Genomic DNA, 14,388 nt, shown 5'->3' with positions numbered 1-14,388 from the left:
ATGGATTTCACAACCGAAACCTGCACCGATCTGTTCACCGCCCTTGCCGCCCGCATGGCTGCCGAGCGCGACGCGCTCTGCGCGCTGGATGGTCTGATCGGTGATGCCGATCACGGCATTGCGATGGAGCAGGGGATGCAGGCCGCAGCCCGTGCCGTGCCAAACCTGCCGACGCTGCAAGACCAGTTCAACGCCGCCGCCAAGGCTTTCCTGAACGCCGTCGGGGCCTCATCCGGCCCGCTTTACGCCACCGCCCTGATGCGCGCTGCCAAAGCCGCTGGTCCGCGCGCCGCCATGCCACGCGCCGAAACGCCCGCCCTGATCGCCGCAATGGCCGAAGGCATCGCCCATCGCGGCAAGGCGGAGCCGGGGCAAAAGACCATGCTCGACGCCTGGGCCCCCGCCGCCGAAGCCGCGAGGTCCGGTGCAAGCTGGCCCGAGATCCTGATCGCCGCCGAAAACGGCGCAGATGCTACGGCCAATATGCAAGCCAGCCTTGGCCGCGCCGCACGGCTTGGAGAACGCAGCTTGGGCCACAAAGACCCCGGAGCCGTCAGCGCCAGCATGATCATCGCGGAATTCGCCAAGGCCCTAGGCTAATCCCATAAAGTTTATCTAAAATTTTTCATCTTGGCGAAAATACTCCCGCCGGAGGCTTCTGACATACATCGCGGACGCCTCCGGCGGGAGTATTTTCGCCAAGATGAAATCTCTCAGCCATGATGCCCGATTACATCCGCTGAGCGCGCGATATGGGCCTGCATCGCCGCCACTGCGCCATCGGCGTCTTTGGCGGCAATGCGCGCCAAGATGCGGGCGTGCTCTTGCAGCGTCACGTTCTCCTTGCCTGACCAATGCAGCAAGGCGCTGTGGTATTGGAACAGCCACTTCAGCATCGCCTCGGAAACCGCCAGCATGATCGGATTGCCGGTCATCGCGGCGATGCGGGTGTGAAAGGCGACGTCGGCGGCAACAAAGGCAGCCGGGTCGCCCAGACAGGCGGTCTGCTGCGCGAGGATGGCTTCCAGATCGGCCACGTCCTGCCGCGTCGCCTGTTCGGTAGCAAGCCGCACCATCCCGGCCTCAAACATCCGCCGCGCTTCCTTCAGATGCGCCAGCGCTGCCGGTTCGGCTGAAAGCAGCAGTTGCGCCACAGCGTCAACCTGCCCCAACACCGCGCTGGGGTTCAGCGGCTTGACCCGGCTGCGCTCGCCATGCGCGATGCTGATCAGGCCCATGGTGTGCATCTGCTGCAAGGCCTCGCGCACCGCTGGGCGGCCGACGCCAAACCGCTCCATCAGCGCGCGTTCCGAGGGCACCACCGCGCCTGCCGCCAGTTCGCCAGTCAGGATCATCGCCCGCAGCCGGTCAAACACCTGATCCGACAGTTTGCGCCGAGTGATTTTTTCCGAAACCATCACGCCCTCACTCTACCGCCACTGAATTCGGATTAGGCGCAGAATGCCGCATCAGGCAAGCTCTGTCCGCACATAGGTGGCAAGATTCGTGGTCATCTCTGCCCCTGCGAAACAAAGTCGTGCCGAGACATTCGGCACCAGCTCTGCCGTCACCTCGGTTTCGGCCCGCGCTGCCAGTTCCGCCAGCACCCGCGCCAGTGGATAGCTTCGGCCCTGCCAATCCATCACCCCGCGCGGTCCGTAAAGGCCTGCCGGAGTCCAGACCGTCACCCCCGAACCCACCAGCGCCGCCGCCAGCCCCACCGCATAAGCCGCTCCGAAAGCGCTGCGGTGGCGGGGGTCATCGTCGGTCATGCAGACCCGGCCCTGCGCCGGATTGGGGATCACGCGCGCGCCATAGGGGTTCTGCCGCATCGCAATCGTGCATGGCCCCAGCCGGTAAGGTTTGTCTCCAATGATGGCGCGGGCCGAGGTGGTGATATGGCTGACCGCTTCCAGCGTCTGCATCACACCTGCGTCGCTGGCATCATGCACGATTGGGCAAAGGCCGTGGCTGACGAAATCAAGCGCAGCCACCGGGGGGCGTTTGCGGTTCAGTTCGGGAAAGAAGCTGACCATGCCGCCGCCCAGCACAATGCCCGGAAAGGCGTTCCGAGCCGCCGCATGGATTGCGTCCAAAGGGGGGCAGGGCGGCCATGCCGACCCTGGCGGTGTCGATTGCCGATCCACCGAGGGGCAGACCATCACCGAAGCCAGCCGCAACCCGGCCTGCGCCACATCCTGTGCATGGGCCGCGAATTCCGCCGCCAGATCGCCATCGCAGCGCGCAATCAACTCCAGATCATACTGCGCCGGATAGACTGTTTGCAGCGCGGCAAAGGCCTGCAACTCCGCCAACCCGTGCTGTGTGGCGTCGAAATGGCAAAGCAACCGCTGCGGTCCGACCGTTGCCAGATCGCCCGGGCGTTTTGCTGCCTGTCGGGCTTCGTCAGCAGTAATCACCAGCGCCATCTGGGGAAATATCCCGCGCGTGGGCTCGCTGGCGGCAACCGGGGTCGGGTCCGCCACCGCCTGCCAGTCCAGCCGCACCGCTTGCGGAAAGCCCGATCCGCCCGCAATCTGATAGGGCCAAGGCCGCGCGAGGGGGCGCACATAGGTCTTGTAGCTGGCATCGCCCCATTGCCGCTGATCTTCCATCTCGAACGCATCGCCGTCCATCTGACAGCGCACCCGCCAACCGCCCAGACAGTGCGTCAGCGCTCGCAGGTCTTGAAACGGTTGCCACGGTGCAATCAGCCGGGGGAATTCGGCCTCTACCCGGCTGCCATCGCAATGCTCCACCAGCACGTTTGCCCCCGCAACCCCGGTGATCGGATGCAGCACGGTAAAGCCCGCGCGGTTGGTCTCAAAATCCCCTTCCGCCTGCGCATCGGCGTGAAACTGCAAGCCCTCGGCAAAGTCGATCACTGCCGAAACCAGCAGCGCAGCGCCTTGGCTTTCATACCGCGCGCGATAGGAAATCCGTGTCGGCTCAATGAGTTCCGCGCTGATCTGCGGCACAAGCGTGCCCCAGTCGCGATCGCGCACCAGATAAGCGATGCCCCGGATCACCTCGACCCCGTTCAGACAAATCCGCCGCAGCGCACCGCCGTCATAGTCGAAACGCAGCGCGCCATGGGTGATGATCATAGCAGGGCCACATCGACCATCCGCGCCTCGGCGGCGGAAAGATAGGCGGCCTCAACCAGTGCCAAAGTTTGCAGATTATCCGCGCCCGAGGTTTCCGGCGGCACTCCCGCCGCCACGCAGTCCAGAAAGTGCCGCTGAATCAGCAACACGCTTTCCTGAATGTTGTGCCACGGTTTGCTGGCCCAAGGCAGCAGCGGCGGCGTCAGATCTTCCACCCCATGCGGCCCGATCAGCCGATACCCCGCCTCCAGCCGCAAGCTACCCTTGCTGCCGTCAATCTCGATCAGGCTTTCGGGGAACGTCTCTGGCACGCGCCGCGTCGCATAGGAGCAATCGACAACACTCGTCGCCCCGCCCTGATGCGTCAGCAGCATCGTCGCCACATCCTCGCCGTTGATCGCCGGGTTGATCCGCCGCGTCGTCGCCGCCAGCCGCGTGGCATCGCCAAACAAAGCCCGCGCAATATCAAGCACATGGATGCCCAGATCCTCGATGATAAACCGCTTGCCCTCGGCCAGATAGGGCTGGCCTGAAAACACGTCATAGCCCGAGCGAAAGCTGATCCGGCCAAAGAACACCTCGCCCAGATCGCCCGCCCGCACGATGTCGATCACCCGGCGCACCGCCGATTGCCAGCGGAAATTCTCATGCACCATCAGGGTCTTGCCCGCAGCCTCAACTGCCTGCACCATGGCGCGCGCATCCTGCATCGTGCTGGCAAACGGCTTTTGGCAGATCACATGCACCCCCGCCCGCGCCGCCATCTCAACCAAGGGCCGATGCGAGGCGACAGTGGTGGCGATATCGACGAAATCCAGCCGTTCCGCCGCAAACATCGCGCCCGCGTCAGTATAAGTCCGCGCAATGCCAAAACGGGCGGCAGTCTCGGCCAGCCTTGCCGGGTCACGATCACACAGCGCCACAATCTTGGCCCCCGGCAGATCGGCCCAGGCATGAAGCTGATTCTGCGCGAAAAATCCGCAGCCGATCACGGCACCGATCAAGGGTTGTGGCAAAGCAAGGCTCCTTCCAGATTGCGGCCAACCTGACATGCAGGGCGCTTGAATTCAACAGGTATGATGAGTATGCAAGCTGCAACCACAGGAGCGTCCGATGTCTGATGATCTGATCAAAGTCACCTATCGGCTGGAAACCTCCGGCGATATCGCGGCGCTGGCGGCAAAGATCGCCTCTGATCAATCCACCGGCACCTTCACCGACCTGCCGGGAGAGACCGCCGCCGTGCAGGCCCGCTGCGCCGCCCGCGTTCTGTCGATCACCGCCTTGCCCGACAGTGCAACCCCGTCTTTCCCAACCGAGGGTGGGCCGTTCCACCGCGCCGATGTGGTGATCGGCTACCCGCTCGAGGCCGTCGGTACCGACATCGCCGCGCTGATGACCATCTCCGTCGGCGGCGTCTACGCCGTGCGCGGCTTGTCCGGCGTTCGGGTGATGGATTTCGATCTGCCCGCCGCCTTCGCCCACCATCCCGGCCCGCAGTTCGGCATCGGCGGCTCACGCGCGCTGACCAATGTCTACAACCGTCCGCTGATCGGCTCGATCATCAAGCCCGCCTTGGGCCTGACCCCGGCGGAAACCGCACTGATGGTGCAAGAGTTGTGCGAGGCCGGGGTAGATTTCATCAAGGACGATGAAAAACTGATGAGCCCCGGCTATTCGCCCTTGGCCGCGCGTATCGCCGCCGTGATGCCGGTGATTGACGCCCACCAGCAGCGCACCGGCAAGCGGGTGATGTATGCGTGGGGCATCTCCTCGGCTGATCCAGATATTATGATGCAGAATCATGATCTTGTGGTGCAGGCGGGCGGCAATGCGGCGGTGATCAACATCAACTCAATCGGCTACGGCGGCATGAGCTTCCTGCGCAAACGCAGCGCCTTGTGCCTGCACGCACATCGCAACGGCTGGGATATCCTGACCCGCCATCCCGGTTTGGGCATGGAATTCGCCGCTTATGGCAAAATCTGGCGGTTGCTGGGGGTAGATCAGTTTCAAATCAATGGCATAGCCGCAAAGTACTGGGAGCCGGACGAAAGTTTCGTACGTTCGTTCCACTCCTGCCGCACGCCGATTTTCAGCCCCTCTGATCGTCCCTTGCCGGTGGTCGGCTCTGGCCAATGGGGCGGGCAAGCCGTTGAAACCTATGCCAGAACGGGCCAAACCACGGATCTGATGTATCTCGGCGGTGGTGGTATCCACGGCCATCCCGGCGGGGCGGCCTCTGGTGTGGCCGCGATCCGCCAAGCGTGGGAGGCCGCGGTCCAAGGCGTGTCTTTGGGCGATTATGCCAAAGATCACAAAGAGTTGTCGCAAGCACTTCAGAAATTCGGCAGCAAATGAAAACGCCCCCAAAAAGGGGGCGCAATCACATCAGCTTCCTCAGGTAATCCGCTGAATTGACGCGGTAATCTCGTCCCATTCAAACACCCGCTTCCAGTCGTCTTTCATCAACACAGGCTTGCCAAATTCAATCGCCTTGTTGCAGGCATCCGAGAATACCCCCGGCTGTTCGTCAAAGATCACCGCCGCCAGAATGTTCATATGCCCCAGCAGGAAATCCCGCGCCGCCGCCTGCGGCACGCCGCGCGCCACGCATTCGTCCATCGCTTCGCGCATCACCGACAGCAGCGAGGCGACAACGGTTTCCGACAACCCCGGCTCCAGCATCGCCATCTGCTCGACCGTCACCCGATGCGAGCGCACAACCGGCGCGAAAATCGCCTGCGCCACTGCTTCTCCCACCGCGTAATGTTCTTCCGGCCCCTGCATCAGCGCGTTCACCACGCCTTGCTTGGCCGCCACGCCGCCAAAGAAATCGCGCTTGGCATCCGGGTCGGTTTCATCATTGAAAATCGGCGGATGGCAGGGGTGTGTCACGAAATAGCTGATGTCGGCACGCGGCGGCAGATGGCCCGCGAAGGGCGCGGCGGCATCCAGACAAATCACGATCGTCCCCGGCGCCACCATCGGCACCACCATGCCCGCCACCTTGCCAATCGCGGTATCCGGCACCGCCAGCACCACCACATCCGCGCCTTGCACGGCGACTTCTGGCGCAAGGCAATCCACGCCCACCGCTTCCCGCAATCGCGCTTGCCCTGCTTCTGACACCTCGACATGCGCCACCGCATAATCGGTCTTCGCAAGATTGCGCGACAGCCGCACGCCCATCTTCCCGCCCGCCCCAAACAGCGCAATCTTCGTCATCGCAATCTCCATTCGCCTCTTGCCCAACTGGTATGATGAGATAATCTGCCAGCGTCAAGTCGAAGGAAGCACGATGCCGGAATCCCTGCCAGATGGTCTGCTGATGACGTGGTATGGCGATGATTTCACCGGATCGGCGGCGGTGATGGAGGCGTTGAGCTTTGCGGGCCTGCCTGCCATCCTGTTCTTCGACACCCCCACCCTCGGGCAACTGGCGCGTTTTCCGGGCCTGCGTGGCCTCGGGATCGCCTCGACCGCGCGCAGCCACAGCCCGGATTGGATGGCACAACACATGCCGGCGCCGCTGGCGTTTCTGGCCGGGCTGGATGCGCCTTTCCTGCATTATAAAATCTGCTCTACCCTCGATTCCGCCCCGCATGTAGGCAATATCGGCGCTGCGATTGAGCTTGCGCTGCAAGCGCGACCTTCGCAGGGCGTCCCGGTGCTGACGGCCGCGCCTCGGATGCGGCGGTATCAGGCGTTTGGGCATTTGTTCGCGGGCACTCCGCAGGGGGTGTTCCGGCTGGATCGGCATCCTGTGATGGCGCAGCATCCGGTGACGCCGATGACGGAGTCTGATGTTTTGCAGCATCTTGCGGGTCAGAGTCCCCTCCCTTCGGCGTTGCTAGATGTTGAAATGTTGGCGGATCAGACCACCGCCCAAGCCGCGCTGGATCAGGCACTTCAATCCGCGCGCCTGCTGAGCATAGACACCATGACCGCCGAAACCGATGCGGCCGCTGGTCGGCTGATCTGGGAGAATCGGGATCGGCTGCGGCTTTTGGTAGGCTCGCAGGGGGTGGAGTATGCGCTGATCGAATATTGGCAGCGCGCGGGGATGATTGCACTGCCAACACCTGTGGCTTCGGCGGGGGCGGTGGATCAGATTGTGGCGGTCTCGGGTTCGGTATCGCCGATCACTGCGGCGCAAATCGCATGGTCGGCGGAGAATGGCTTTGGGCTGGTGCGGCTGGACGCAGCCAAACTGTTGGAGGATGCGCAAACAGCGGAAGCTGAGGCCACACAGGCGGCCCTTGCGTTGATTGGTGCAGGCCAAAGTCCGCTGATCCTGACCGCGGCTGGCCCGGATGATCCGGCGGTGGCGGCTTTCCGCGCGGCGTTGAGCCAGAGCCATATCAGCCCCGAGGCTGCCAATCAACGCATTGGCGAAAGCCTTGGGCGGGTGCTGGATGCGGTGTTGCAGGCGTCAAAGCTGCGGCGTGCGGTGATTTCGGGGGGGGATACTTCGGGCCATGGCGCGCGTCAGTTGGGGCTGTTCGCGCTGTCGGCCCTCGCCCCCACCATCCCCGGTGCGGCGTTGTTTACGGCACATGGCGATGGCGTGCATGACGGTTTGCAACTGGCGTTGAAAGGCGGGCAGATGGGCAGTGCTGACTATTTTGGCTGGATCAGACAGGGCGGCGGCTTGCGCTGAACCTCGACACTGCCGCTGAAATCCCGCAATCTTGCCGCAGCAAAAAGAGGCACCGCAGCATGTCGCAAACTTCCGCTTTGACCCTTCCTGATGGCCTTTGGCTGGGCCGCATCTGGCGTGCCGGGATTGGCCCAAGCCTGATCACGCTGCGGCAGGGGCGTGTCATCGACATTTCCAGCAAGACCACCCCCACCATGCGCGATGCGCTGGAGCGCGCCGACCTTGCAGAATTTACCGCCACCGCGCCGGGCGAGGATATTGGCGCATTGGGCGATCTTGCGGCCGGGTCGATCGAGGCACGCCCCGAGCAAACTCACCTTCTGGCCCCGAATGACCTGCACGCTGTGAAGGCCTGCGGCGTGACCTTTGCGCGTTCGATGGTTGAACGGGTGATCGAGGAGCGCGCAGCCGGAAACCCGGCGCGTGCTGCGGAAATCCGCGCGCGGGTGGCGGATGTGATCGGCAATTCGCTGCGCGATCTGATCCCCGGTTCGGCAAAGGCTGCCGAGGTGAAGGCGCTGTTGCAGGCCGAGGGGCTGTGGAGTCAGTATCTTGAGGTGGGCATTGGCCCGGATGCCGAGGTGTTCACCAAGGCGCAGCCGATGTCTGCGGTGGGGTATGGGGCCAGCGTTGGCTTGCATCCGATCAGCAAATGGAACAACCCCGAGCCCGAAGTGGTGCTGGCGGTCAATTCCAAGGGCGAGATTGTTGGCGCGACCTTGGGCAATGACGTGAACCTGCGCGATGTCGAGGGGCGTTCGGCGCTGCTGTTGGGCAAGGCGAAAGACAACAATGCGGCGGCCAGCATCGGGCCGTTCATCCGGGTGTTTGACGGTGATTTCACGCTGGACATGGTGCGCAATCTGGAATTGGCGCTGACGGTAACGGGCGCGGATGGCTTTCGGCTGGAGGGGGCATCCTCGATGCGGCAGATCAGCCGTGACCCGGCTGATCTGGTGGCGCAGACGCGCGGGCGGCATCATCAATACCCCGATGGCTTCATGCTGTATTGTGGCACGATGTTCTCGCCGGTGCAGGATCGCGACGGGCCGGGGCAGGGCTTTACCCATCATGTCGGGGATGTGGTCAGCATTGCGGCCCCTGAACTTGGGGTGTTGCAAAACACTGTCCGGCTGTCGACCGAGGCGCCGGAATGGCGCTTTGGCACGGCGGCGCTGATGCGCAATCTGGCGGGCCGCGGGCTGCTGTAGGGCCAGCGCTTTGGCAGATGGAGGGCTTTCCCATCTGGGAATGACTTGTGTCAAGGCGGGCGACAAACCACTATATGTTGATTTTTCTGGGTGTTTTGGGTGATTTTGGCACGAAAAAGCCTGTCAGAGGGCTGCTCTGACAGGCTTTGTGTGTTTTGCGGTTGGCTTACGCCAGATCGGCCGGGAACAACTCGGCAGGCAGGTTCTGGAACGCCACCGGGCGCAGCCAGCGCCGGATCGACAGCGTGCCGACAGAGGTTGCGCCGAAGTTGGTCGAGGCCGGATACGGCCCGCCATGCACCTGCGCATCGACCACTTCCACACCAGTCGGGAAGCCGTTGGCCAGAATGCGGCCTGCCTTGCGCTCTAGCACCGGCAGCAGAGCGCGGGCTTGCGGATAGTCGGCGGCATCGACGTGCAGGGTGCAGGTCAACTGACCTTGCAGGGCTTGTGCCACCGCCTGCATTTCGGCGAAATCGCGGACGCGCACGATCAGGCCGAGCGGGCCGAACACTTCCTCGCCCAAGGCGTGATTGGCCAGCCAATCGGCACCCGAGACCTCAAACAGATAGGGGGTGGCTTGGCGCAGGTCGCAGACCGAGGTCAGCACGGCCTGCACGCCGGTGCTGGCAGCCACGCGGTCGCGGCCCGCGCGGTAGGCTTCGGCGATGCCATCGGTCAGCATGGTTTGTGCTGCGACCTTGGAGAGGGCGGCCTTGGCGGCTTCGATGAAGGTTTGGGTCTCGGCGCTGTCGATCACCACGGCGATACCGGGATTGGTGCAGAATTGGCCTGCGCCCAAGGTGAGGCTGCCCGCCCAGCCGTTGCCCAAGGCCTCGCCGCGTGCCGCTATGGCGGCGGGCAGCAGGAACATCGGGTTGACCGAGCCCAGTTCGCCAAAGAACGGGATCGGTTCGGGACGGCGGGCGCAGAGATCAAACAGAGCGCGACCGCCGCCGAGCGAGCCGGTAAAGCCCACCGCCTTGATCAGCGGATGCTGGACGAGCGTTTCGCCGACATCGCGCTTGCCGCCTTGCACCAGGCTGAAGGTGCCGGGATGCAGGCCCAAGGCTTTGATTGCGGCATCAATGGCTTGCGCGACAATTTCGCCGGTGCCGGGGTGGGCGGAATGGCCTTTGACGACGACCGGGCAGCCCGCAGCAAGCGCGCTGGCGGTGTCGCCGCCCGCGGTGGAAAACGCCAGCGGGAAGTTGGACGCGCCAAACACCGCGACCGGGCCGACGGCGACCTGCATCATGCGGATCTCGGGGCGCGGGGCGGGGGCGCGGTCGGGCTGGGCGGCGTCAAAGCGGCGATCGAGATAGTCGCCCTTGCGGATGTGGTTGGCGAACAGGCGCAACTGGCCGGTGGTGCGGCCGCGCTCGCCTTCCAGACGGGCGGCGGGCAGGCCGGTCTCGGACGTGCCGATGGCGGTGATTTCAGCACCGCGTGCGTCGATTTCCTCGGCGATCTTGTCCAGGAAAGCGGCGCGGGCCTCGCGGGAGAGTGCGGAATAGGACGGGAAAGCGGCCTCGGCCCCCTGCACGGCGGCGTCGACATGGGCCGGCGTGCCGACCGCAAAGGCGAGGGCTTCGCCGGTGGCGGGGGATGACAGGAAGGTGGTGTCGCCCGCGACCCATTGGCCAGCGATGAGGTGTTTGCCTGTAAGCATGGTGGTTTTCCTTTCAACGCAGGCTGGGGGTTTCACACCCCCAGACCCCCGTGGAGTATTTGGGCCAAGATGAAGTTAGAAGTCGAAGGCCGTGGTTTCAAGGCGGCGACCGAGGGTGAGGGCATCGGCGACATGGACCATGGGGGCGAGGTCAATCTCGGAGGATTTGGTCGCCACCAGTTCGGCCATGCGGGCGTAAAGCGCGGGGTATTCGCCCATGATGGTGTTTTCACCGCCTGCGGGGTTGCCGTCGATTTCCAGCACGTTGCCGCCCATGCGCAGGGCCATCGGGCCGTGGTCGGTTTCGACCTCAATATCCCAGGTTTGCGGGCCTTCCTGCCGCCAGTCGAAATCGGCGGTGACGTTGCCGGAGAAGGTGAGTTTGGCGGCAATCGGGGTTTGGCGGTTGGATGGAAATTCGAGCGTCGCGGCGGTCAGATGCACCGGGGCGGGGAGGATTTCTGTCAGGATCGACAAAGCGTTGATGCCGGGATCGAACACGCCCATGCCGCCGGGTTCAAACACCCAGTCTTGGCCGGGGTGCCATTTGCGCACGTCTTCGCGCCAGGTGATATGGGCTTTGCGGATGGTTTTGTCCGCCAGCCATGCCTTGGCCGGGGCGACGGCATGGGCCATCCGGCTGTGCCATGTGGTGTAAAGCGTCAGGCCCTTCGATGCGGCAAGCGCCTCTAACGCATGGACTTCGGCCAGGGTCGCGCCGGGGGGTTTTTCCAGCATCACGTGGCGGCCTGCGTTCAGCGCCGCCTCGGCATAGTCAAAGCGCGGCACTGGGGGCAGGCAGAGGCTGACCACCGGCACATCGGGGCGGGCGGCGAGGAAGGCGGCGAAATCGGTGAAGGATTCCACGCCGTCGACCGCGCCCTTGCGCGAGACGGTGGCCGCCAACTCCCAATCCTTGGAGTTGGCGATTGCGGGCACGTGTTGATCAATGGCGATCTTGCCGATGCCGACCAGAGCGATCTTCATCAGTGCGAATCCTTGCCCACCGCATTGCCGCGCGCGCCTTTGAGGAAATCGAGATCGGCCCCGGTATCGGCACCCTCGACGTGGCGTTGATGCAGCCAGCCGTAGCCGCTTTCGTAAAGCGGATGGATCGGCTTCCACGCGGCCAAGCGTGCGGCCAGTTCGGCGTCCGAGATATCCAGATGCAGGCGGCGGTTTGGCACGTCCAACTCGATCATGTCGCCGTTCTGCACCACGGCCAGCGGACCACCTGCGGCGGCTTCCGGCGAGGTGTGCAGAACCACGGTGCCATAAGCGGTGCCAGACATGCGGGCGTCAGAGATCCGCACCATATCTGTGATGCCGCGGCGCAGGATTTTCGGCGGCAGGCCCATATTGCCGACCTCTGCCATGCCGGGATAGCCCTTTGGCCCGCAGTTCTTCAAAACCATCACGCAGGTCTCGTCGATGTCGAGATCCTCGTCGTTGATCTTGGCCTTGTAGTCGTCGATGTCTTCGAACACCACGGCGCGGCCGCGGTGGGTGAGCAGGGCAGGCGTGGCCGCCGAGGGTTTCAGCACCGCCCCTTTCGGCGCGAGGTTGCCTTTGACGACCACCACGCCGCCCGACTTGGCGAGGGCTTTGTCGGCGGGCAGGATCACGTCATCGTTGTGGTTGACCACATCCTTGACCTGATCCCATGCGGACTCCCCGGAAACCGTCAGCGCGTCTTTGTGCAAGAGGCCCGCTTCGCCCAAACGTTTGATCACCACGGGCAGGCCGCCTGCGTAGAAGAATTCCTCCATCAGGTATTTGCCCGACGGCATCAGGTTGACAATCGTCGGCACGTCGCGGCCACAGCGATCCCAGTCCTCCAGCGTCAGATCCACGCCGACCCGGCCCGCGATGGCAAGCAGGTGGATCACCGCGTTGGTGGAGCCGCCAATCGCCGCATTGGTGCGGATGGCGTTCTCAAAGGCTTCTTTCTTCATCACGTCGGAGGGCTTAAGATCATCCTTGACCATCTGCACGATGCGCCGTCCGGTCAGTTGCGCCATCACGCGGCGGCGGCTGTCGACCGCCGGGATTGCGGCGTTGCCCGACAAGGCCATGCCGAGGGCTTCGGCCATCGAGGCCATGGTGGATGCGGTGCCCATGGTGTTGCATGACCCCGGAGAGCGCGACATCGAGGCCTCGGCTTCGACAAATTCTTCGCGGGTCATCGTCCCGGCCTTCACCGCCTCGGAGAATTTCCACAGGTGGGTGCCAGAGCCGACGCGTTCATTCTTGTAATAGCCGTTCAGCATCGGCCCGCCAGTGACGACAATCGACGGAATATCGGTGCTGGCGGCTGCCATCAGCAGCGAGGGCGTGGTTTTATCGCAGCCGACCATCAGCACGCAGCCGTCCATCGGTTGACCGCGCATGGCTTCCTCCACCGCCATGGCGGCAAGGTTGCGGAACATCATTGCGGTGGGGCGGAAGGCGGATTCCGAAGCGCTGAATACCGGCACTTCCACCGGGAAACCGCCTGCTTCGTAGATGCCATGCTTCACCCGCTCGGCCAGATCGCGCAGATGGGCGTTGCAGGGGGTGAGTTCCGACCAGGTGTTCAGAATACCGATCACCGGGCGGCCATCGAACAGATCCGGGGGGAAGCCTTGGTTCTTCATCCAGCCCCGGTGATAGATATTGTCCTTCGAAGTGCCGCCAAACCAGGTTTGCGAGCGCAGTTTGCGGGGCCATGCGGCAGGTTTGAAGGTCATATCATCCTCAGAGTTGTTTTACGGTCACAGCGCCTGACAGGGCGGGGGCTATGGCCAAAGTATTGCGCAGCGGCAGACCGAATGCGTCTACCTGAATTTCAAACACATCGCCTGCCTGCGGTTTGATGCCATCGGCAAAGCTGAGCGTGGCGGTGCCGAACATATGCACATGCAAATCGCCGGGCTGGCGGAACAGCGCGTATTTGAAGTGGTGATGCTCAAGGTTTGCGAAGGTATGCGACATGTTGGCCTCGCCGGACAGGAAGGGCTTGTCGAAGATCGCTTTGCCGTCGCGGTAAATCCGGCTGGCGCCGCGCACGTCGGCGGGCAGATCGCCGACCAGCAGTTCGGGGCCGAACGAGGCCTCGCGCAGTTTGGAATGGGCAAGGAACAGGTAGTTGATCCGCTCGGTCACATGGTCGGAAAACTCATTCGCCAAGGCCCAGCCGACGCGGGCGGGGGTGCCGTCTTTGTCGATCAGGTAGATGCCAGCGAGTTCCGGTTCTTCGCCGCCATCCAGCGCGAAACCGGGTGAGGTGAGGGCAGAACCGGGGGCGACGGCGGTGTGGCCGTTGCCTTTGTAGAACCATTCCGGCTGCACGCCGACTTGGCCTGCTGCCGGGCGGCCATCGGCCAGACCCATCTGGAACATTTTCATGCTGTCGGTGAGCGTCTCGGCACCATCCAGCTTGGCGTGCATCGCGTCGCGGGTGGCGGCTGAGCCGAGATGCGTCAGGCCGGTGCCGGTCAGGTGCATGTGGGTCAGATCGGGGTGGGTGATCGGCAGGGCCAGACGGCCAGCGGCGGCGAGGGCTACCAGATCGACCGCCTCACCCAGACCGCGCGCGGCGATGACTTCGGCCAGCGGTTTGGCTTGCGCCAAAGCCTCGGACGCCAAGGCATAGGTGCTGGTGGCACCGCGCACGATGGCGGCTTCGGTGCCTTCGCGGGCCACAACGCTGATGGTGCCATCGGCATTCAGTATCTGAGACAACAGCATGATATT

General features: G+C 63.7%; 12 protein-coding genes. 4 read left to right on the top strand and 8 right to left on the bottom strand.

What is annotated here, in order from left to right; translation table 11 throughout:
* Positions 1 to 600 carry a dihydroxyacetone kinase subunit DhaL gene (dhaL, locus tag ACFOGH_RS07330; RefSeq protein WP_380072416.1) on the top strand — a complete coding sequence of 200 codons (600 nt, stop codon included), beginning with the start codon at positions 1 to 3 and terminating at the stop codon, positions 598 to 600.
* A 113-nt stretch (positions 601 to 713) separates the two neighbouring features.
* Here the strand turns inward: dhaL and nanR are convergent, their stop codons facing one another.
* Genes nanR through ACFOGH_RS07315 form a run of 3 tightly spaced genes read right to left on the bottom strand, consistent with a single transcriptional unit; the run spans position 714 to position 4,123 of the window.
* Positions 714 to 1,418, bottom strand: a complete 705-nt coding sequence (gene nanR / locus ACFOGH_RS07325) for a transcriptional regulator NanR (protein ID WP_380072415.1) — start codon at positions 1,416 to 1,418, stop codon at positions 714 to 716.
* A gap of 51 nt (positions 1,419 to 1,469) precedes the next feature.
* Entirely contained in the window at positions 1,470 to 3,107 is a 1,638-nt protein-coding gene (locus ACFOGH_RS07320; RefSeq protein ID WP_380072414.1) for a hypothetical protein, read from the bottom strand.
* Complete coding sequence (locus ACFOGH_RS07315) at positions 3,104 to 4,123, bottom strand: Gfo/Idh/MocA family protein (protein WP_380072413.1); 1,020 nt, start codon at positions 4,121 to 4,123, stop codon at positions 3,104 to 3,106. Before ACFOGH_RS07315 ends, ACFOGH_RS07320 begins: the two co-directional genes overlap by 4 nt.
* 97 nt (positions 4,124 to 4,220) lie before the next feature.
* Here ACFOGH_RS07315 and oiaX point away from each other — a divergent pair, with 97 nt between their 5' ends.
* Complete coding sequence (gene oiaX, locus ACFOGH_RS07310; protein WP_380072412.1) at positions 4,221 to 5,468, top strand: 3-oxo-isoapionate-4-phosphate decarboxylase OiaX; 1,248 nt, start codon at positions 4,221 to 4,223, stop codon at positions 5,466 to 5,468.
* A gap of 39 nt (positions 5,469 to 5,507) precedes the next feature.
* On the opposite strand, the gene ACFOGH_RS07305 is transcribed toward oiaX, so the two are convergent.
* Positions 5,508 to 6,335: a phosphogluconate dehydrogenase C-terminal domain-containing protein gene (locus tag ACFOGH_RS07305; protein WP_380072411.1), complete on the bottom strand. Its 828-nt coding sequence runs from the start codon at positions 6,333 to 6,335 to the stop codon at positions 5,508 to 5,510.
* A gap of 73 nt (positions 6,336 to 6,408) precedes the next feature.
* Between ACFOGH_RS07305 and ACFOGH_RS07300 the strand changes: the two genes are divergently transcribed.
* Complete coding sequence (locus tag ACFOGH_RS07300; protein ID WP_380072410.1) at positions 6,409 to 7,770, top strand: four-carbon acid sugar kinase family protein; 1,362 nt, start codon at positions 6,409 to 6,411, stop codon at positions 7,768 to 7,770.
* Positions 7,771 to 7,829: 59 nt separating this feature from the next.
* On the top strand, positions 7,830 to 8,981 hold the full coding sequence (locus ACFOGH_RS07295; protein WP_380072409.1) for a fumarylacetoacetate hydrolase family protein: 1,152 nt from the start codon (positions 7,830 to 7,832) through the stop codon (positions 8,979 to 8,981).
* Between the two features lie 166 nt (positions 8,982 to 9,147).
* Here ACFOGH_RS07295 and ACFOGH_RS07290 read toward each other — a convergent pair whose 3' ends face one another.
* The 4 genes from ACFOGH_RS07290 to araD1 form a co-directional block, all read right to left on the bottom strand.
* Entirely contained in the window at positions 9,148 to 10,653 is a 1,506-nt protein-coding gene (locus ACFOGH_RS07290; RefSeq protein ID WP_380072408.1) for an aldehyde dehydrogenase (NADP(+)), read from the bottom strand.
* A gap of 75 nt (positions 10,654 to 10,728) precedes the next feature.
* Positions 10,729 to 11,640, bottom strand: a complete 912-nt coding sequence (locus ACFOGH_RS07285) for a Gfo/Idh/MocA family protein (RefSeq protein WP_380072407.1) — start codon at positions 11,638 to 11,640, stop codon at positions 10,729 to 10,731.
* Positions 11,640 to 13,382 carry an L-arabinonate dehydratase gene (gene araD, locus ACFOGH_RS07280; protein WP_380072406.1) on the bottom strand — a complete coding sequence of 581 codons (1,743 nt, stop codon included), beginning with the start codon at positions 13,380 to 13,382 and terminating at the stop codon, positions 11,640 to 11,642. The genes ACFOGH_RS07285 and araD overlap by 1 nt, the downstream gene beginning before the upstream one ends.
* A gap of 7 nt (positions 13,383 to 13,389) precedes the next feature.
* Positions 13,390 to 14,382, bottom strand: a complete 993-nt coding sequence (gene araD1 / locus ACFOGH_RS07275) for an AraD1 family protein (RefSeq protein ID WP_380072405.1) — start codon at positions 14,380 to 14,382, stop codon at positions 13,390 to 13,392.
* Positions 14,383 to 14,388 lie beyond the last annotated feature (6 nt).

It is taken from the genome of Cypionkella sinensis (assembly GCF_042646385.1).
GTDB lineage: Bacteria > Pseudomonadota > Alphaproteobacteria > Rhodobacterales > Rhodobacteraceae > Cypionkella > Cypionkella sinensis.
This window is presented reverse-complemented; position numbering and strand designations above follow the sequence as displayed.

Bases quoted from the DNA above. Each gene is read 5' to 3' on its own strand.
- dhaL (WP_380072416.1), top strand. From the start codon at position 1: ATGGATTTCACAACCGAAACCTGCACCGATCTGTTCACCGCCCTTGCC.
- nanR (WP_380072415.1), bottom strand. From the start codon at position 1,418: ATGGTTTCGGAAAAAATCACTCGGCGCAAACTGTCGGATCAGGTGTTT.
- ACFOGH_RS07320 (WP_380072414.1), bottom strand. From the start codon at position 3,107: ATGATCATCACCCATGGCGCGCTGCGTTTCGACTATGACGGCGGTGCG.
- oiaX (WP_380072412.1), top strand. From the start codon at position 4,221: ATGTCTGATGATCTGATCAAAGTCACCTATCGGCTGGAAACCTCCGGC.
- ACFOGH_RS07305 (WP_380072411.1), bottom strand. From the start codon at position 6,335: ATGACGAAGATTGCGCTGTTTGGGGCGGGCGGGAAGATGGGCGTGCGG.
- ACFOGH_RS07300 (WP_380072410.1), top strand. From the start codon at position 6,409: ATGCCGGAATCCCTGCCAGATGGTCTGCTGATGACGTGGTATGGCGAT.
- ACFOGH_RS07295 (WP_380072409.1), top strand. From the start codon at position 7,830: ATGTCGCAAACTTCCGCTTTGACCCTTCCTGATGGCCTTTGGCTGGGC.
- ACFOGH_RS07290 (WP_380072408.1), bottom strand. From the start codon at position 10,653: ATGCTTACAGGCAAACACCTCATCGCTGGCCAATGGGTCGCGGGCGAC.
- ACFOGH_RS07285 (WP_380072407.1), bottom strand. From the start codon at position 11,640: ATGAAGATCGCTCTGGTCGGCATCGGCAAGATCGCCATTGATCAACAC.
- araD (WP_380072406.1), bottom strand. From the start codon at position 13,382: ATGACCTTCAAACCTGCCGCATGGCCCCGCAAACTGCGCTCGCAAACC.
- araD1 (WP_380072405.1), bottom strand. From the start codon at position 14,382: ATGCTGTTGTCTCAGATACTGAATGCCGATGGCACCATCAGCGTTGTG.